The 19,020-nt window shown below is 60.9% G+C and carries 13 protein-coding genes; 2 read left to right on the forward strand and 11 right to left on the reverse strand.

All coding sequences use genetic code 11. The features are described from left to right. Positions 1-19 precede the first annotated feature (19 nt). The 4 genes from AC1AX7_RS01635 to AC1AX7_RS01650 all read right to left on the reverse strand — a co-directional run bounded on the left by AC1AX7_RS01635 (position 20) and on the right by AC1AX7_RS01650 (position 6,885). Positions 20-2,035: an ABC transporter ATP-binding protein gene (locus AC1AX7_RS01635; RefSeq protein WP_476508343.1), complete on the reverse strand. Its 2,016-nt coding sequence runs from the start codon at positions 2,033-2,035 to the stop codon at positions 20-22. Next, positions 2,032-3,864 carry an ABC transporter ATP-binding protein gene (locus tag AC1AX7_RS01640; RefSeq protein ID WP_476508344.1) on the reverse strand — a complete coding sequence of 611 codons (1,833 nt, stop codon included), beginning with the start codon at positions 3,862-3,864 and terminating at the stop codon, positions 2,032-2,034. Before AC1AX7_RS01640 ends, AC1AX7_RS01635 begins: the two co-directional genes overlap by 4 nt. Next, positions 3,861-4,397 (reverse strand): MarR family winged helix-turn-helix transcriptional regulator, encoded by a 537-nt coding sequence (locus tag AC1AX7_RS01645; RefSeq protein WP_476508345.1) that lies wholly within the window; start codon positions 4,395-4,397, stop codon positions 3,861-3,863. Before AC1AX7_RS01645 ends, AC1AX7_RS01640 begins: the two co-directional genes overlap by 4 nt. A gap of 241 nt (positions 4,398-4,638) precedes the next feature. After that, positions 4,639-6,885: an exo-alpha-(1->6)-L-arabinopyranosidase gene (locus AC1AX7_RS01650; protein ID WP_476508346.1), complete on the reverse strand. Its 2,247-nt coding sequence runs from the start codon at positions 6,883-6,885 to the stop codon at positions 4,639-4,641. A gap of 165 nt (positions 6,886-7,050) precedes the next feature. On the opposite strand from AC1AX7_RS01650, the gene AC1AX7_RS01655 reads away from it, so the two are divergent. Next, positions 7,051-7,629, forward strand: a complete 579-nt coding sequence (locus AC1AX7_RS01655; RefSeq protein WP_476508347.1) for a TetR/AcrR family transcriptional regulator — start codon at positions 7,051-7,053, stop codon at positions 7,627-7,629. An 18-nt stretch (positions 7,630-7,647) separates the two neighbouring features. Here AC1AX7_RS01655 and AC1AX7_RS01660 read toward each other — a convergent pair whose 3' ends face one another. Further along, on the reverse strand, positions 7,648-8,124 hold the full coding sequence (locus AC1AX7_RS01660) for an MFS transporter (RefSeq protein WP_476508348.1): 477 nt from the start codon (positions 8,122-8,124) through the stop codon (positions 7,648-7,650). A gap of 178 nt (positions 8,125-8,302) precedes the next feature. On the opposite strand from AC1AX7_RS01660, the gene AC1AX7_RS01665 reads away from it, so the two are divergent. Continuing rightward, positions 8,303-9,529, forward strand: a complete 1,227-nt coding sequence (locus AC1AX7_RS01665; RefSeq protein WP_476508349.1) for a glycerate kinase family protein — start codon at positions 8,303-8,305, stop codon at positions 9,527-9,529. A 2-nt stretch (positions 9,530-9,531) separates the two neighbouring features. Here the strand turns inward: AC1AX7_RS01665 and AC1AX7_RS01670 are convergent, their stop codons facing one another. The 6 genes from AC1AX7_RS01670 to AC1AX7_RS01695 all read right to left on the reverse strand — a co-directional run bounded on the left by AC1AX7_RS01670 (position 9,532) and on the right by AC1AX7_RS01695 (position 19,015). Next, positions 9,532-11,877, reverse strand: a complete 2,346-nt coding sequence (locus tag AC1AX7_RS01670; protein WP_476508350.1) for a glycoside hydrolase family 3 N-terminal domain-containing protein — start codon at positions 11,875-11,877, stop codon at positions 9,532-9,534. A gap of 103 nt (positions 11,878-11,980) precedes the next feature. Next, entirely contained in the window at positions 11,981-12,646 is a 666-nt protein-coding gene (locus AC1AX7_RS01675) for a TetR/AcrR family transcriptional regulator (RefSeq protein WP_476508409.1), read from the reverse strand. A 189-nt stretch (positions 12,647-12,835) separates the two neighbouring features. Continuing rightward, positions 12,836-14,482, reverse strand: a complete 1,647-nt coding sequence (locus AC1AX7_RS01680) for a glycoside hydrolase family 43 protein (protein ID WP_476508351.1) — start codon at positions 14,480-14,482, stop codon at positions 12,836-12,838. A gap of 93 nt (positions 14,483-14,575) precedes the next feature. After that, entirely contained in the window at positions 14,576-15,772 is a 1,197-nt protein-coding gene (locus AC1AX7_RS01685; protein WP_476508352.1) for a glycoside hydrolase family 5 protein, read from the reverse strand. A 28-nt stretch (positions 15,773-15,800) separates the two neighbouring features. Further along, positions 15,801-17,132, reverse strand: a complete 1,332-nt coding sequence (locus AC1AX7_RS01690) for an MFS transporter (protein WP_476508353.1) — start codon at positions 17,130-17,132, stop codon at positions 15,801-15,803. Positions 17,133-17,464: 332 nt separating this feature from the next. Then, positions 17,465-19,015, reverse strand: coding sequence for an alpha-N-arabinofuranosidase (locus AC1AX7_RS01695; RefSeq protein ID WP_476508354.1), 1,551 nt, complete (start codon positions 19,013-19,015; stop codon positions 17,465-17,467). Positions 19,016-19,020: the final 5 nt, after the last annotated feature.

Raw genomic sequence — 19,020 nt, forward strand, 5'->3', positions numbered from 1 at the left:
CCGCCTCAGCCAAAGCAAACTACTCCAGTTCCACCGCTCCGGTGTACAGCTGGTAGTATTCGCCCTTGAGCGCGATCAGCTCGTCGTGCGAACCGCGTTCGATGATGCGGCCGTGGTCGAGCACCATGATCACGTCGGAGTTGCGCACGGTGGACAGGCGGTGTGCGATGACGAACACGGTGCGTCCCTTCATCAGGTTGTCCATGCCGGCCTGCACCACTTCTTCGGTGCGGGTGTCGATCGACGAGGTCGCTTCGTCCAGGATCAGCGCCGGCGGGTCGGCCACTGCGGCGCGTGCGATGGAGATCAGCTGGCGCTGGCCTTGCGACAGCCCGGAGCCGTCGCCTTCGAGCACGGTCTGGTAGCCCTTGGGCAGCATGCGGATGAAGCCGTCCGCGTTGGTCAGTTTCGCCGCGGCGATGCATTCCTCATCGGTGGCGTCGAGTCGTCCGTATCGGATGTTGTCCATCACGGTGCCCGTGAACAGGTTCACGTCCTGCAGCACGACGCCCAGTGAACGGCGCAGGTCCGGCTTGCGGATGCCGCGCACGGAGATGCCGTCGTACAGGATCTGGCCTTCCTGGATGTCGTAGAAGCGGTTGATCAGGTTGGTCACCGTGGTCTTGCCGGCGCCGGTCGCGCCGACGAGCGCGATCTTCTGACCAGGCTTGGCGAACCAGGTGATGTCGTGCAGCACCGGCTTGTCCGGATTGTAGCCGAAGGTCACGTTGGTGAAGCGCACATCGCCGCGCAGCAGGGTCAGACGGCCGTCGGGCGAGGTGATGGCCTGTTCCTTGGCCTTCAATGCGACTTCACGGGCGGAGCCCTTGAGCTTTTCGGCGGCTTTGAGCGAACGGGTGCCGTCGTCGCCGGGTTCGCGCTTCCATGCCCAGTGGCCGGTCTCATGGTCGACTTCGGTCATGGTGCGGCCGTCTTCGCCGAGTTCGACGTTGACGAGCGTCACCGTTCCGCCGTCGCTTTCGGACGGCTCGTCCATCAACGCGAAGATGCGCGATGCGCCGGCCAACGCCATCATCACCATGTTGAACTGCATGGAGACCTGGCCGAGCGGGTTGATGAAAGAACGGCTCAATGTCAGCAGGGAGACCAGTGTGCCGAGGGTGAGCGTGCCGGTGCCGGACAGTCCGATGTTGCCGACGCCGCCCAATGCCATGGCGCCGCCGACGATCGCCAGAAGGATGTAGAGCAGGTATCCCATGTTGCCGACGATCGGCATGGTGACGTTGCCCCAGGTGTTCGCTTCGGCCGAAGCCTCGAACAGCGCTTCGTTCTTTTCGTCGAAGGTCGCCTGGGTGGCGTCTTCGTGGTTGAAGACCTTGATGACCTTCTGTCCGTTGACGGCCTCTTCGACGAAGGCGTTGACGTCGCCGAGCTCCTTCTGCTGTTTGACGAAGTAGCGTCCGGAGCGGGAGACGACTTTGCGTACGATGACGAACAGCAGCACGGTGAAGACGAGCACGAATGCGGTGATCGGCACGGACAGCCACAGCATCGAGATGAACGCCGCGAACGAGGAGACCGCGGAGGCGAGCATCTGCGGGAACGACTGGCTGATGGCCTGTCGCAGCGTGTCGGTGTCGTTCGTGTAATGGCTCATGATATCGCCGTGCTCGTTGGCATCGAAGTAGCGGACCGGCAGGCTCTGCTGATGCGCGAACATGTCGTCGCGGATCTTCTTCAGGGTGCCTTGTTCGACGGCGACGACGAGCCACTGCCACAGCCAGCTGCAGAAGATGCCTGCGGCGTAGAGGCATCCGATGAGACTGACGGCGCGCACCAGCGGCCCCCAGTCGGGGTTGTCCGCGCCGACCAGCGGCAGGATGTAGCTGTCGATGAGGGACTGCAGGAACAACGCCGATCCGGCTTGCGCGGCGGCGCCGACGAGGATGCAGACCACGACGAGCGCGACGTGCAGCTTGTATTGGAGAATGTATCCGAAGATGCGCTTGGTGGTGCCGGGCGCGGCTTTGCCGATGCCGGGCTTGCGTTCGCTGAATGGTTCTTTTTCGCTCATCGTGCTTCTCCTTCCCCTTCCGGCTGGCCTTGGTTCTTGGTTTGGGATTCGTAGATCGAACGGTATTCGTCGCAGGTGGCGAGCAGTTCGTCGTGGGTGCCGTGCGCCATGATGCGTCCGTTGTCCATGACGATGATCATGTCGGCGTCCTGCACGGAAGCGACGCGCTGGGCGATGATGATCTTCGTCGTGTCCGGGATTTCGTTATGGAAGGCGGAGCGGATCAGCTTGTCGGTCTTGGTGTCGACCGCGCTGGTTGAATCGTCGAGGATCAGGATCTTCGGCTTTTTCAGCAGGGCGCGGGCGATGCACAGACGCTGGCGCTGGCCGCCGGAGACGTTGGTGCCGCCCTGTTCGATGTACGTGTCGTACTTCTTGGGGAATTCCTGGATGAATCCGTCCGCCTGGGCCAGCTGGCATGCGTGGCGTATCTCCTCGTCGGTGGCGTTCGGGTTGCCCCAACGCAGGTTTTCGGCGATGGTTCCGGAGAACAGCACGTTTTTCTGCAATACCATGGCGACCTGGTCGCGCAGCGCTTCCATGTCGTATTCGCGCACGTCTCGGCCGCCGACTTTGAGCGATCCGGAGGTCACGTCGTACAGGCGCGGCACGAGCTGCACCAGGCTGGATTTCGCGGAGCCCGTGCCGCCGACGATGCCGATGGTCTGTCCGGACGCGATGTGCAGGTCGATGTCGTCGAGGACCGGCTTTTCGGAGCTGTCGGAATAACGGAAGTCGACGTGTTCGAAGTCGATCGATCCGTCGGCGACTTCCTTGACCGGCTTGTCCGGGTTGGTGACGGTGCTTTCCTCCTGCAGGACCTGGCAGATTCGTTCGGCGGACGCTTGGGAGATGATGAACATGACGAAGATCATGGACAGCATCATCATGGCCATCAGGATCTGCATGGCGTAGGTGACCAGTGCGGTCAGGTCGCCCGTGGTCAGGCCCAATGCGGCGTTGTTGCCGGAGGCGACGATCTGCTGCGCGCCCATCCAGGAGATCAGAAGCATCGATCCGTATACGCAGATCATCATGATCGGGCTGTTGAAGCTCATGACGCGTTCGGCCTTCATGAAGTCCTTGAAGATGCGCTGGGAGATCGCGTTGAACTTGCCGATTTCATGGGATTCGCGATTGTAGGATTTCACGACGCGAATGCCTTGCAGGTTTTCGTCGACCACGCTGTTGAGTTCGTCGTATGTGTGGAAGACGCGCTCGAACACGGGGTGGACGAATGCGGCCAGACCGCACAGGCCGATGGCGAGGATCGGGATGCATGCGAGGAAGACCATGGAGATGGACGGGCTGATGCGGAACGAGAAGATCCATGCGACGACCACCATGATCGGCGCGCGCACGCCCATACGCACCATCATCGAATACGCCATCTGCAGATTCGTCACGTCGGTGGTCAGTCGCGTGATGATGGAGCCGGTGGAGAAGCGGTCGATGTTGGTGAAGCTGAATTCCTGCACCTTCTTGAATTGGTCGTGACGCAGGTTCTTCGCGAAGCCGGCGCCCGCGATGGCTGCGAATTTTCCTGCGAGGAAGCCGGAAGCCAGCGATACCGCGGCGCACAACAGCAGTATGACGCCGAATTTGATGATGGCCGACATGTTGCCGCCGGTGATTCCCTGGTCGATGAGCGTCGCCATGACGGTCGGGATCAGGATTTCCAGGATGCTTTCGATGGCGACGAACAGCGGCGCCAGCAGGCTGGCCTTTTTGTATTCGCGAAGCGATTTGCCCAGTGTTCGTATGATGTGCCGCGGACGTGCCGGCTCACTGCCGCGCGCCGTCTGTTTGGTTGCAGCGGTGTTGCTCACTTGTCTTCCTCCTTCTGCGTTTCTCGTTCTATTTCGTCGTTCGTTTGATGGCCTGTCTCATTGGCTGCGGATTTCGTTTTCGCAGCAGCGAAATCGCGTTGCGCTTGGGCGATGTTTTCGCGCATGCGCAGCACATAGTCCAGAACCGCTTCTTTTTCCTGTTCGGTGAACCCGTTGACGAGCTGCGCCTCCACGCGGCTGCCGTTTTCCATAAGGTCGGCGACAATCGCGTCGGCCTCTTCGGTCAGCACGATGCGTTTGCAGCGGGCATCATGGGCTACGGGTTCGCGGGTGATGAGCCCTTTTCCCTCCATCAGCGCCAGAACACGGGATGCCGTGGACCGGGTGACGCCGAACCGTTGTTCGATGGTGTGCTGGTACACGTCCACGTTGCGGTTGCGGGCCAGAAACATGATGATGTTCGCGTTTCCACCGGTCGCGATGCGTGCGGAATCAGGCATGCTTTCCGCCAGGTAGCGGTTCATGGACCTGCTCAGCGCCCGTAGTTCGAGACTGAGAACATGTTGGTCCATACATCTCCCCTTAGTTGTATATGCAACAAAGCATCATAATACGACTCACATACAACAGTTGCAAATACAACAATCGGCGTGTTGCCTTCATCCCATCCGCGCGCCGGCGGCCGCGGCCCCCGAAGTGGCACGCCTACGTTTGGACAGTAAAAGGACGCGGCCCGTCATACGGGTTCCGCGTCCTTACATATTCACGCCTCCGGCATCGGCCGGTCGGCGGACAGGCCGGATCGCGCCGACCTCAGCCACGCAGCCGCGAATATTCCTCCAGCAGGAACTTCGACAGCTCCTTGCCCGATTCGCCGAGCAACGCGGCCAGGCTATTGACCGGCATGGAATCGATGAACATCGCCGTCATGTCGTTGTCCGGCAGCGCCGCCAGTTCGCCGGCCTCGCCCTTGGCCCGCATCGCCGCCACCGCCTTGCTTCCGATCGCGTCGGACTTCCACTCGCCGAACGTGGACCATTCGTTCAGATCCAGGGTCCTGCCATCGCCGTCAAGCACGACCGTCACATTCGCGGCGATGTCACGCGACGAGACGCCGACTTCGATGCCGTATTCGCCGGCTTCGACGTGCCAACCGTCAAAACGCTCCGACCAGTATGCGAATGCGCGCTCATCCAGCTCGATGCGGACTTCGGCGGACTGCCCCGCCTTGAGGAAGACCTTCTTGAACCCCTTGAGCTCATGCCTTGGACGGGCCACATCGGCCTTGCCCGGCGCGACGTACACCTGCACGGTTTCCGCGGCGTCCACGTCGGAAGTGTTGGTGACGACGGCGACGACTTCCGCCGTGTTCGCACCCGTCTTGGCGACCTTGACGTCATCGATGCCGAAAGTCGCGTAGCTCAGGCCGTAGCCGAACGGATAGTCTACCGTCTTGCCGTACGAGTCGTAGTAACGGTAGCCGACGAACACGCCTTCGCCGTAGTCGACGTGACCTTCCTCACCCGGCCAGTTGAGCATGCTCGGATCGTCGTCAATATCCATCGGAATACCCTGTGCCAGCTTGCCGGACGGACTTACGTCGCCGAAGATCACGTCCGCCAGGGCGAGGCCTCCGGCCTGGCCGAGCAGCCAGGATTCCAGGATGCCCTTGGCCTGATCGGCCCACGGATGCACGGAAACGACCGAACCGTTCGACAGCACGACCACAATGTTCTTGTTGCGTGCGGCGACGGCCCGCAGCAGCTCGATCTGCTTGGCCGGCATATTGATGTCGGTGCGATCAAAGCCTTCGGATTCCGCGGCTTCCGGCAGTCCGAGGAACAGCAGCACGACGTCGGCGTCTGCAGCGATATTCACCGCTTCGGCCACCATCGCCGGGTCCGACGGCTCAAGATCCAGAGTAAAGCCCGGCGCAAAGGAAGCGCTGACGCCCCGCTCTTCGAGCGCATCGAGGAAGCTTGTCATCCTGGTCGGCGTGATATGAGAGGAACCACCGCCCTGATAACGCGGAGTGCGTGCGAATTCACCGATGACGGCGATCCTGGCATCCTTCTTGACCGGCAGAACACCGTCGTCGTTCTTCAGCATGACGATCGATTCGACGGCGGCCCGTCGCGCCACCTCGTTATGCGCATCCACATCGAAACGATAACCGTCGACGCTCATCGCGTCACGGGTCTTGTCGATCAGATCGATCATGCCCTGCGCCATGCGGTCGAGCCGTTCGGCGGAAATACGGCCATCCTTGGCGGCATAGACGATTTCATCATCGGTGAAGCTCGGTGGCATTTCCAGATTCAGGCCGGCGTTGAGCGCCGCGACGCGATCGTGCACCGCGCCCCAATCGCTCATGACGATGCCTTCAAAGCCCCACTCGTCACGCAGCAGGTCGGTGAGCAGCCAACGGTTCTGCGACGAATGCACTCCATTGATCTGATTGTAGGAGCACATGATGGTCCACGGCTGGGCGGTTTTGACGATGTGCTCGAATGCCGGCAGGTAGATTTCGCGCAGCGCACGCTGCGAAATGTTGGCGCTGATGCGTAAGCGATCGGTTTCCTGATTATTGGCGGCGAAATGCTTCAGCGATGTGCCGACGCCCTTGGATTGCACGCCCTCCACGATGCCGATGGCCTCATGGCCGGCCAGATACGGGTCTTCGCTCCAATATTCGAAGCAGCGTCCGCCCAGCGGGTTGCGTTTGATGTTCACGCCGGGACCGAGTATGACGGCGACTTTCTCCTGAATGCACTCCTCTCCCATGGCTTCGCCGACCCTGCGGATGAGTTCGGGATTCCACGAGCTGGCCAGACCGGCAGCCGGCGGGAAGCAGGTCGCCGGCACGGAATCGTTCAGATCCGTGTCGCCGGTCTGAACGGCCAGCGACTTACGCAGCCCATGGGGGCCGTCGGTGATCATGTAGCCTTCAATCCCCTTGTTCTCGACGCCCTGCAGATGCCACGCATCGCTGCCGGAGGTCAGAGACGCCTTTTCTTCGAGTGTCAGATCTTTGACGGACGGATATATGTTTTCACTCATTACGCCTCGCTTCCGATGCTCGGCAGGATTCAACCCCGAACCCTTACTAACCGATTGGTAGGCACTTTATCAAAGCAGTCTCAAGAACACGCCGAAAAACTTTGAATAATAAACTAACCGATCATACAGTGAAGCTATCTTGACTGCCATGAAAGGAACCGCGCAATGAACGCCGGAGAAGCCGACCGCCGCACCGCCATACTCAATGCTGCCGTCGAAGGCTTCGGCACCATGGGCTATTACGGTACTTCCCTGCAACGCATCGCCACACAGGTCGGTCTCACCAAGGCGGGCGTGCTGCATTACGTCGGCAGCAAGGAGGGCCTGCTCAATCTGGTCCTCAACGAAATGTACGACGAGGTGACCGAACGCATCATCGCCGACATGGCGCTGGAACAGCGCCCGCTGATCAGCGAAATGTTCCGCCACATCGTCGCCGTCAACGCGAAGCGTCCCGCCCTGGTGCACATGTTCTCCACGCTCAGCGCCGAAGCGCTGAATCCCGACCATCCCGCCCACGCCTATTTCGAAGCCCGCGAGCGCGATACCGTCGAATATGCGCGCAATATTCGTTGGGCCACGCCCAAGGGCGTCGATGTCGATCAGATATTGCGCACAGGTTTGTGTGCGATGGACGGCGTTCAATTGCGTTGGCTGCGCCGCCCCGGCCAGGATCTGGTCGCCATGTGGGCAGACTGTGAGGATGCGCTGTTCCCTTTGCCGATGTGGGAGGGGTATCGCTGACGGAGGTGAAGACTCTGCTTATTCGTTCTTCTTGAATGGACGCATGCGATAGCCGATCACCATGCAGACCGCCGCAACACCTGTCATGATGACGTTGCCGATGAAGGACGGCAGGTAGGAGCCGGTCATGTCGTAGACCGTGCCGTGCACGGTGACGGCGATGGCGGAGAATACCGATCCGAACATGGAGATGATGGAAAGGATTTCGCCGTAGTCACGCTGGCCGAACGCCTTGCGAATGACCCATGGCAGGGCGACGAGCACGACGCCCATAGCGAAGCCGGCCATGACGCCTGCAGCAATGGCCGGAACGGAAGCGGTGACGAACGCCATCATGCCCCAGCCGCACATGCCGATGATGGAATAGGCAATAAGAACCAGCGATGTCCGCACCCTGTCGAGCAGGATGCCGATGGAGGCCTTTCCGATGGCCGCGCCGAACATGACGCCGGATACGACCAATGCGCCTTGTTCGAGCGTCAGTCCCTGCAACATGTGCGGCGGCGAGATTGCATATCCTCGTTGCCGCACACACCATTACGCGCCGATTTTGTTTCGGCGTCAACTGCAGTGTCATTTTTTCTTTCTCCGCAAAAGGATTATCGTTGACGGCGATGCCGCCGGAGCTTTGTTCTTCCTGCGATGGCTTTACTTTGGTGAGAGAAGGTGGATTATGCGTTATCTGCTTGCCCCTGATTCGTTCAAGGAGTCGCTGTCGGCGGATGGGGCCGCCGAAGCGATGCGTAAAGGCATTATGGGCGCCGACGCCGATGCGCAATGCAGGCTGCTGCCGCTTTCGGATGGCGGTGAAGGATTGACGCAGGCGCTGGTCAAAGCCACCGGCGGCGAGATTCGTTTTGCCGACGCCCATGACGCCCTGGGGCGTCCGATCCAGACGCGGTACGGTTTTCTCGGCAACGTCTCCCCCGCAACGAATCACAGTGCGGATCATGACGCGGATCATGCGGCGGATCATGACACGCCGACGCGCACCGCGGTCATCGAATTGGCTGCCGCAAGCGGCCTGGAGCGTATCGCGCCACATGATCGCGATGCGCTTGCCGCCTCCACGTTCGGCACCGGCGAGCTGATCCGCGACGCCGTCAAGGCCGGGGCGCAACGCGTTGTTTTGGGATTGGGCGGCAGTGCGACGACGGATGGCGGCACCGGATTGGCGCGAGCGCTGGGATACCGTTTTCTCAATGATTACGGCGATGATCTGCCGTTGGGCGGCGCTTCGCTGATTCATCTGTCGCATATCGATGACGCGATGGTGCCCGATGAAATCCGCTCGCTGCCGATCACGCTGGCGTGCGATGTGACCAATCCGCTGACCGGCCCGTTGGGCGCGGCACATGTGTTCGCCCCTCAGAAGGGCGCCGACGCAAAACAGGTTGCACTGTTGGATGATGCGTTGAATAATCTCGCCGACATATTGCTGCGATATAACGGCCGTGATATTCGCAGCGTTCCGGGATCCGGAGCGGCCGGCGGCACGGCGGGCGGCATGCTGGGACTGTTGCATGCCGAAATCGTTTCCGGCATTGATTTCGTCCTTGATATTTGCGATGCCGACCGGGCCTGCGAATGGGCCGATCTGATCATCACCGGCGAAGGGTCCATCGACGCGCAATCATTACGGGGGAAAGCGATCAGCGGCATCGCGAAACTGGCCGGCAATCACGGCACGCCCGTCGTCGCCGTCGGCGGCAGAATCGCCGACGACGGCGACGTCAGATGCCGACTGCGTGACGCCGGCATCTGCGCGGTGTTCGGCATCGCTCCGGGCGCGGCCGACCTGCCGGCATTGCTTGCGCAGGCGGCGCGCAACATCGAAACGACATGTTCCGCCATTGCGGGCTTGGCGGCATCACTGAGCGAGCGACACCGCCAAGACTGATGTCATGCGACGGTGAAAGCCACCTTCTTCAGATCCTCGCGGCGGCTTGAATGGCCGATGAGCAGCTCGAATTCGCCCGCCTCGACGATGCGTTCGGCCTGCGGGTCGACGATCGTGCAGGCGGAGACCGGAATGTCGAATTCGACGGTCGTGCTTTCGGCCGGCCCCAGGGTGACGCGCTTGAACGCCTTCAATTCGCGGTCGGTCCAGCTGTATGAGGTGACGACGTCGCTGATGTAGGCCTGCACGATTTCGGTACCGACGCGTTCTCCGGTGTTCGTCAGTTCGATGCGGGCATGCACGGTGTCGGATTCGCCGAAGACATCGCCGTTCGTGATTTCCGGCTCGCCGTAGGCGAAGCTGGTGTAGCTCAGGCCTTCGCCGAAAGCGAATGCCGGATCCTGGGTCAGGTCGGCGTAACGGTTGCCGTGCTGGCCACGGATCTGGTTGTAGTACACGGGCAGCTGGCCCGCATGGCGCGGGAACGTGATCGGCAGACGGCCGCTCGGTTCGGTCAGCCCCAGAATGATTTCGGCGATGGCGCGGCCGCCTTCCATGCCCGGGCTCGGAGCCCACAGCAACGCATCCGCAAGCGCGCCCTCACCGCGCTTCGCAATGCTTCCGTCCGCAAGCACGTTTGCCGCGGTCGGCATGTTGCCGATGACGGATGCGGGCAGTACCTGCGGCTTGGAGCTGATGAGCACGACGACGAAGGGCTTGCCCGTTTCCTTGGCGACCTGGCCCAGTGCGTCGAGCATGGCGTTCTGCCCGCCCTGCAGTTCAAGCGTGGCGGTGGAGCAGCCTTCGCCGACAAGCTGGATGTCGTCGCCGACGACGGCGACGACGAGGTCGGCTTCACGGGCTTCGGCCACCGCTTCATCGAGCAGCCGCTGGTCGACCGCCGCCGGGACCGCGACATGCGGGCGGGGCTGGCCATCCGGGTAGAATTCGCCTTCCGGATCGGGCACGAGGTCGACGATGTTCGCGCCGCGCGCATAGGTGATTTCGGCGTCGTCGCCGGCGAGCCGCCTGAATCCGTCGAGCACGGTGGTGATCAGGTTGCGCGGGTGGCCTTCGGGCATCCAGTTGACCTGTCCGGAGTTTCCTGCCCAATCGCCGAGCTGGGTTTGCGCGTCGTCGGCGAGAGGCCCGACGACGGCGATGCGCTTGGCTGCGGCCGCATTGAAGGGCAGTGCGCCGTCGTTGCGCAGCAGCGCGACGGATTCGCGGGTCAGGTCGAGGTTGACGCCACGATGCACGTCGGAGCCGATGACGGTTTTGATGCGTTCGGCGTCCGGCAGACGCGGGTCTTCGAACAGGCCGAGGCGGAACTTCAACGCGAGGATGCGCGACACGGCTGCGTCGATGAGGGATTCGTCGAGCAGTCCGGTCTTCACCGCTTCGATGGCGCCTTCGTAGAATTGCGGCGTGGTCATGACCAGATCGTTGCCGGCCTTGACGGCGTCGGCGGCGGCATGCACATAGTCGGGCTTGATTTTCTGTTCCCATACGGAACGGCCGACGTTGTCCCAGTCGGTGATCAGCGTGCCCTGATAGTGCCATGCGCCGCGCAGTTTGTCGCTCAACAGCCACTTGTTGAAGGTGACGGGCACGCCATCGATGGATTCGTAGCCGAGCATGAACGTGCCGCAGCCTTCCTTGGCGACGCGTTCGAACGGCGGCAGGAACCAGGATTCGAGCTTGCGGTGGGAAAGGTCGGCTTCGGAGGCGTCGCGTCCGCCCTGCGTTTCGGAATATCCGGCGAAATGCTTGGCGCAGGCGAGGATGGCGTCCTTGGCGAGCGGCTCTCCGGCCTTGGCGCCACCCTGATAGCCCTTGACGATGGAGGAGGCGAGTTCGCCGATCAGATACGGGTCTTCGCCGAAGGTTTCGCCGACACGGCCCCAACGGGTGTCTCGCGCGACGCACAGTACCGGGGAGAACGTCCAATGCACGCCGGTGCAGGAGACCTCTTCGGCGGTTACACGGCCCGCGGCCTCGATCTTTTCGGAATCCCAGCTGACGGCCATGCCCAATTGTTCGGGGAAGATGGTGGCGCCCGGCCAGAACGAGTAGCCGTGAATGCAGTCGTCGCCGATGACCAGCGGAATGTTCAGACGGGTTTTGCCGTTGACCATTTCGACCGCACGCGGCAGGTCCTCCGGACTGGTATGCAGGATCGAGCCGACATGCCTGTTGACGATGAGGTCTTCCAAGTCGCCGCTGCGCGCGTCGAGCTGCATCATCTGCCCGACCTTTTCCTCCAACGTCATGCGTCCGAGCAGGTCGGAGATGCGCTCCTCGACCGGCAATTGCGGGTTCTTGTAGGGCAATGCTTCTTGTGCCATGCTTCGCCTTCCTCGCTGAAGATCAATATTTTTAACTACCAGTCGGTAGTTTAGCACGAAACAAGGGGGACACGACACGAATGATCGATCAAATAACCGTCAATCAGCGAAAATCATCCCACAACGGCGAAGGGAAGATCATCATCTCGAAAGCACGCCATTCATCGTCAAGGTCGACGCCGTCCTCCCTCAGCCAGCACAGCTGCATACCATCCATCGACTCCATGGCACGCCGTACGACAGGCCGCATGTTGCCGTCCCAAGAGCCGACCTGCGACGGGATGCGCCAATCGAAGGACGAATAGTATCGCCAGATCCCGGCAAGACGGCCTTCGAATTCGTCATGCAAAGGATGAGCCGGATTGAACGATTCGACCTGCAGCATCGAAAAAAGCTGCACCAGCATGCGACGCTGCGAATTGCAGTGCACCAGATATCGCAGATATGCGGGGAACCGCAGATCGTCGGCGGCGCTGCCGGGCAGTCCGGATCGCATGAAATCCTCGACGGTGGCGGCGACGTTGTAATTATCCCGATACACCATCGACAGCATGTTGTCTTTGCTGCCGATATAACGCAGCAATCCCTGCTTGGTGATGCCCACTTCGTCGGCCACGTCCTGGATGGAGATGCCGTTGTAGCCGCGCTCGGAAATCAGCCGGACCGCCGCGTCCAGGATTTCACGCCGCCGCTCCTGGGGCGCCTTGCGAACACGTTTTATCGGAGCGGGCGCAGAGGCTGGCTGCGCGGATCGGCTGTTCATCGGCATACCCGTCAGTCTATCCCACTCCCTTTCCGCCGTCTCTTCCGCGATCCCCGCATCGCCGTCCCATTGCCCCTTCGCCAACATCAAACGCGGTCCCCGCGCCGCCATCCCATTGAGAGCCTCGAAACGGCATCACACGGAACAGCAGCACAGGGATCACACCAGGACAGGCCGCCGCATCAGGCAGCCATGCTAGGCCACCGGCTTGGTTTCGTCGATCTCGTAATCGAAGAAATCGAAGTCCGCGGTGCGCTCATGCAACGCGGCGTCGGTGACGGCCATGCCGACCATCGTGCCGGTGAATTCGCCGAACTTGCAGTATTCGTCGGAGAAGGTCGTCGTGTCGAAATCCGGCCCGATCTTGGTCATACGCTCCGCATCGTAGCCCCATTCGAACCAGGTGCGGCGGCCTTCGACGTTCAGTCGCAGATACACGGGCCTGTCGTCGACGGCGACGCGGGTGTCCAGCATTTCGGTCTTCACGCCGTTCTCCAAGCGCACGATCGACAAGGCGGCGCTGTCCAACGTTTCGGACCAATACTTGCGCAGGAAGACGTTGTTCATATTGTCGTAGTAGATCGTCAGACCGGCGGCATGCTGATAGACCTCCGGCGAGAACTCCATCTTCGTGGTGACCGTGCCATAGACGCCGGTGAGTTTGCGGGCCACCAGGCTGGTGCGGTTCAGGGAAGCCAACGATTCCTGGCCACGTATGCGCAGCCAGCCCGGACGCTCGGTCACGTTCGCGAACGAAGTCGGCATGATGCGCGGCGAGTAATACCAATTGCCCAGCTGCGGCTGGTCGAAATCGTCGAGCGACGGAATCGCCGGCATCGGCACGTCCGGAAGATCCGGCTCCTCCACTTCCAGCTTGGCCAGATTCGATCCGTCCGTCATGCGCAGCCAGCCGTCCTCGGTCCAATGCACCTTCTGGATGGCGGTTTCACGACCGAGCGTGCAGCGCAGTTCCGGCACGAACGGGCGCGAGGTCAGGTGCACCAGATATGTTTCGCCGTTCGGCAGGTCGACGTAGCTGCCGTGCCCGGACTTCTGCAGGACGGAATCAGGATTGAAATAGCGCGGCTTCAGATGGTCGTCGTCGGCGCGTTCGTTCGATTCGACCGGCTGCGACGTGACGATCGGACCGTTCGGATCGGGCTCGTACGGACCCCACACGTTACGGGAACGCCCCATCGTGACCGCATGGTTGTAGCCGGTGCCGCCCTCGGCGCACATCAGGTAATACCATCCGTCACGCTTGGTCAGATGCGGCGCTTCGATGCAGCCGCGATCCGTGGCGCCGCGCCAGATGCGCTTCGGATAGCCCACCACATGCCTGGTTTCGGGATCGTATTCGACGCAGCAGATCACACCCGGCTTCTCGTAGCCTTCGCGGGTCTCCCACTCCAACGAGACGACGTACTTCCTGCCGTCGTCATCATGCAGGATGGAGGCGTCGAAGCCGGAGGAGGTCAAGTAGACCGGTCCGCTCCACGGGCCTTCGATGCTCTTCGACTTGATCAGGTAATTGTCCACGTCGAAGTAGCGGGCGTTCATCGAATTCATGACGCCGTAGATGACGTAGAACATGTCTTCGGCCTCGCAATAGGTCAGGCACGGGGCCCAAATGCCCTTGGCGGAAGGAAGCTTGGTGAGGTCCGGCCCGTTATCGTCGGTCAGCACATGGGTGAGCAGTTCCCAATGCTTCATATCCTTCGAATGGTAGACCGGAATGCCCGGCTTCCATTCGAATGTGGAGACGGCGACATAATAGTCGTCGCCTTTGCGGCAGATCGCCGGATCCGGATTGAACCCGGGGAAAATCGGATTATGCAGCATGATGTTCTCCTTTGCGCCGCGAGGCCGGATGCCTTCGCTTTGCATAAAATATGGCATGTAGCCGCCGGCGCTCTGCCGACGGCTACATGCGTGTCACTTATGGTTGACCGGATACCAGTCCTGCGCCACGCAACGGCCAAGGTCCCACGCATCCCAGCCGATCCAGCCGGGAGTGTTGACCGTGTCCGTCAGCAGCTTGTAGTTCCAGTAATAATGTCCGGCGCCCTTGGCCCACGCTTTGAGCTGGCTTTCAGCGAGCGCCCGGTACAGGTCGCGCTTGGCTTCGACCGACATCGTTTCGGCTTGGGCGCCTTCCTCACCGTTGAGCACGCTTTGCCCGCCATGCGTGTCCACGCCGCAGCCCAACGAGTTGAACAGGCACCATTCGCCTACGATCACCGGGAGGCATTCGTTCATTTCCTCGATCATCGGCGCGTATACGGTGCGGACGAATTCGTCATAGCCTTCCGCGGTCTGCGGACAGCCGCTCATTTCGGCCATCATCAGATACTGATGCGTGTCAAGGATCACGTTGCGGAATTCTTCGCCGTCACGCATGAAGTCCTTCCACATGCGGATGTCGAATCCGTCGTGGAAAACCACCGCCTTGTCTTCCGGCAGCGCGCCGCGGTCGGCGTCGCGCAGACGATGGTATGCGGTGACGTAGAAGTCCTTGAGCCAGTCGAATTCGATCGGCGCGCTTCCTTGAGCCAGTTCCGGATCGACCGCCTTGTAGCGTTCGGTCACGTTCATCGATTCCCAGGAGGAGGTGGTGTTCGGCTCGTTGACGATTTCGATGCCCAGCAGTGCAGTGCGTCCGCCGTAGCGACGCGCGAGGCGCTCCAGCACGGACAGCACGAATTCGACTTCGTCCGCGAGCTGCGCCCACTTGCATACGCCGGAAATGCCGCCGTTGTCAAAGCCGTTCTGGCTCATCGGGGTCGTGTGCAGGTCGATGAGGATGCTCAGACCATATTTTTCCGCCCAGTTGAACGCCTTGTCCAGCTCATCGACGCAGCCGATGAACGGGGCGCGGTCGCCGAAGATGAAATACGGCACGGGAATACGCACCGAATTGAGGCCCCATGATTTGATGGTGGCGAAATCACGCTCGGTGATGTATTCGGCGCGATGCGTGGCGATACGGGCCTTGTAGGTTTCCGGATCAAGCTGTGTGGGCAGATAGTATTCGTCCTCCGCCGTGGTGCCGTCGAACAGGGCCGGGTTCATCCATTTTTCCAGGACGAGCCAATTGCCCAGATTCACGCCATTGATGTATTTCCCCGCCATTTTCATTCCTCCCGCCAAGACCATTGGATCACTTGACGTTCTTGATGACCATGATGAACGCGCAGCCGATGAGGGCGAGCGCGATGGAGACCGGGAACGCGAATGCGTAGCCGAAGTTCAGCACGATGGCGCTCATGATGACCGGTCCGCACATCTGGCCCAACGTTGTAGCCAGGTTCAGGATGCCCAGGTCCTTGCCTGCTTCCTCCTTGCTTGGCAGGACGTCCACGAGCAGCGCCTGGTCGACTGCGGAGTACACTGCATAGCCGAGGCCTGCGATGCCTGCGAACAGGTACATGCCGGTGGCGGTCGGCATGATCCATGGCATGGCGATGCCGACGGCGAACAGCACGGAGGCGACGATGACGGGCAGCTTGCGGCGTCCGATGAAGTCGGAGACCGGACCGGAGATGAAGGTGCCGATCAGGGAGACGACCATGATGATCGACGACATCACGGAAATCGTGACAGCGGATTCCTCCTGGCTCTGTCCGACGTAGTTCTGGATGATGTAGAGCTGGTAGGTGAAGATCATCTGATAGCTGATCAGCATGCAGAAACGGCCGGCGAACGCCTTGTAGAAATCATGCGCGGTGGAGAAGCGCGGCGGCTGGAAGCTCTTGAGAACATCAAGGAACGTGCCTTCGTCCTTGGGCAGGAAGTCCGCCGGCGCTTCCTTCGGCATCACCAGCACGGCGACGACGCCGCCGAGGAACATCAGCACGCCCGCCACGCCGAAGCCGGTCAGCAGGTTGCCCATGAAGAACGCGCCGATCATCGTGCCGATGGGCGAACCGATGGTTGAGCCGGCGCCGTAGAACGCGCTCATGGTGCCGCGGATGCCGTACGGTACACGGTCGGACAGAATGGCGACCAGAGGGGCGATCATGCAGTTCAGGCCGAACATGCAGGCGCAGTAGAACACGGTCAGCAGCACGGGATTCGTGGTGGTGCCGGTCAGGAACAGCGTCACGCCGCCAAGCACCGCTCCGAACAGGATCCACGGCGTACGGCGGCCGAACTTGGAGCGGGAACGATCGGAGAAGTTGCCGAACAGCAGGTTCGACACCAGCGAGGCGACGGCCGTCGCCGCGTTGACGATGCCCAGCAGCGCCTCCGGCTGAATGCCTTCGATGCTCTTATAGTGTTCCGGCAGCAGCACGGCGGACACGATGCCCAGACCGCTCATCCAAAGAATGCCGAACAGCAGGAAGCCTGCGCCGAAACGTCCCACTTCGGCCTTGCTCAACGGGGCGCCCGTGGCCGGAGAGAGCGTCGGATCCTTTTCGGCGGCCGCGACGTTCGCGTTATACGCGGCCAGCCGCTCCTCCTTGCTTTGCAGTGCGTTCGTAGCGGACATAGAGTTCACCATTGAATCCTTTCATATTCTTGAGCCTACGGTCACAAACAGATGCATCGATGCAGCTTCCCGGCATTCAACACACGACACCGTGGCCGTCCGCCGACCGCTATTAGACATCAACCACCTCTATCTAATAACCATTCGGTAAGTATGATATAGCTCTTCCCCGCAAACGGCAATATCGGCGTGTTAAAAAATCCATATTGAGGACAAACGGTCAATGTCCGACCTACACGAAGAAGGCGGAACGTCCGTCACGACAATGCCGCTTGACCGACATCCCGCCTTCAGTGCCCAAGGAAAGGGAACACGGGCTATGAACTATGACGTCATCCCAACACGACGCGCAATACGTTCACCGAAGCCGGAGCCAGACGAACGGTCGCCTCTGTTGCATCGCCAGCGTCCCGAACCGTCACGGCGTCGTCGACCGCCACATCGCGAACCCGCACCAGATCGGCATGTTCAACGGTATTGCAGTCGTGCGGGTCATCGGAGGCCAATGTCTGCACGTCCGTCACACGCGCGCCGACGGGGAGTTCCACGGTGGCCTGCACGGCCTGCGTCATATGCGCGTTGGTCAGATTCACCAGCAGTTCATTGCCATCGCCGGACTTTGACGCGAACACAAACACCCCGTCATCCTGCATATCGGAACGAGGCACATCCAATGCGACTGCGCCACGATGTCCCTTGTACATCATGAACACGTCATAGTTCGGAGTCAGAATCGTCCGATCGCCTTCGGTCAGAATCAGCGAATTGAGCACGTTGATCGTCTGGGCGTTGCAGGCCATCGTCACCTTGTCGCAGTTACGCTGCAACAGGTCAAGCGTCAACGCCGTGGTGACCGCATCGCGCATCGTCACCTGCTGCTTGAGTGCCGGGCGAGCAAAGAACGCGGTCTTGTGCCAATTTCCCCATTCGCCGATGATCAGGTCGATATGATCGAGTTTGGTGTCCATCGACGTTTCCGGCTCGGGGATCAGAGCGAGGCCTTCGTTCATCAGTCGCCACTGATCACGCAGGATATCCTCCAATTCGAGGCATCCGTTGATGACACGATCCCATCCGGCCTCATCGAATTCGGTCGGAGTATCAGCGTCATCGTCGATGTTCCAATTGTAGAAATGCAGATCGTAACCGTTGATGCGCGGCTGACGGTATTCGGCGAGGCCACGGAAGAAATCGCGGGTCCACTGCACACGTTCGCGCGGCTTGTTGCCGTCGGGACCGCATGCGATCGCATACATGTCGGATGCCGCGAACACGTCGGTAGTAAAGCTCGGCATGGCCGAAGCGAAGCGACGGTATTCGTCAAGATAGGTCTGCGGGGTCATCATGCCGCCGCCGGCCCAGACTTCGTTGCCAAGCCCCCAATATTTGACGCCGTACGGTTCGGCATGGCCGTTGCTCGCGCGCTCGCGAGCCAGATCGGTGGACTGCCGGCGATTGCAGTACTCCATCCAATCCTTCATCTCCGCCACGGTGCCCGACAACATGTTGACGTTGACCCACGGCTCCGCGCCAAGCATTTCGCATAGACGAAGGAATTCGTCGGTGCCGAAGGAGTGGTCGTCGAATTCATAGGTGGCGAAATTCTCATTGAATGTGGTGCGTCGCTCGTCCTGCGGACCAATGCCGTCACGCCAATGATAGGTGTCGGCATAGCAGCCGCCAGGCCACCGTATCAGCGGCGGCTCAAGAGCGCGCAAAGCATCCAACGTCGACTTGCGATAGCCTTGCTCGTTGTCGATGGGAGAATCCGGGCCCACCCACAATCCGCCGTCGATGCATTCGCCGAGAAACTCGATGAACTGCCCGTGCAGCTTCGGATTGATGACGCCTATTTCACGATTCGGATCGATACAGATGACCATGGAAT

It is taken from the genome of Bifidobacterium sp. LH_449 (assembly GCF_056356755.1).

Excerpts from the sequence above, each read along its gene's own strand:
- AC1AX7_RS01635 (WP_476508343.1), bottom strand. The coding sequence starts at position 2,035 with ATGAGCGAAAAAGAACCATTCAGCGAACGCAAGCCCGGCATCGGCAAA.
- AC1AX7_RS01645 (WP_476508345.1), bottom strand. The coding sequence starts at position 4,397 with ATGGACCAACATGTTCTCAGTCTCGAACTACGGGCGCTGAGCAGGTCC.
- AC1AX7_RS01650 (WP_476508346.1), bottom strand. The coding sequence starts at position 6,885 with ATGAGTGAAAACATATATCCGTCCGTCAAAGATCTGACACTCGAAGAA.
- AC1AX7_RS01655 (WP_476508347.1), top strand. The coding sequence starts at position 7,051 with ATGAACGCCGGAGAAGCCGACCGCCGCACCGCCATACTCAATGCTGCC.
- AC1AX7_RS01660 (WP_476508348.1), bottom strand. The coding sequence starts at position 8,124 with ATGTTGCAGGGACTGACGCTCGAACAAGGCGCATTGGTCGTATCCGGC.
- AC1AX7_RS01665 (WP_476508349.1), top strand. The coding sequence starts at position 8,303 with ATGCGTTATCTGCTTGCCCCTGATTCGTTCAAGGAGTCGCTGTCGGCG.
- AC1AX7_RS01670 (WP_476508350.1), bottom strand. The coding sequence starts at position 11,877 with ATGGCACAAGAAGCATTGCCCTACAAGAACCCGCAATTGCCGGTCGAG.
- AC1AX7_RS01675 (WP_476508409.1), bottom strand. The coding sequence starts at position 12,646 with ATGCCGATGAACAGCCGATCCGCGCAGCCAGCCTCTGCGCCCGCTCCG.
- AC1AX7_RS01680 (WP_476508351.1), bottom strand. The coding sequence starts at position 14,482 with ATGCTGCATAATCCGATTTTCCCCGGGTTCAATCCGGATCCGGCGATC.
- AC1AX7_RS01685 (WP_476508352.1), bottom strand. The coding sequence starts at position 15,772 with ATGGCGGGGAAATACATCAATGGCGTGAATCTGGGCAATTGGCTCGTC.
- AC1AX7_RS01690 (WP_476508353.1), bottom strand. The coding sequence starts at position 17,132 with ATGTCCGCTACGAACGCACTGCAAAGCAAGGAGGAGCGGCTGGCCGCG.
- AC1AX7_RS01695 (WP_476508354.1), bottom strand. The coding sequence starts at position 19,015 with ATGGTCATCTGTATCGATCCGAATCGTGAAATAGGCGTCATCAATCCG.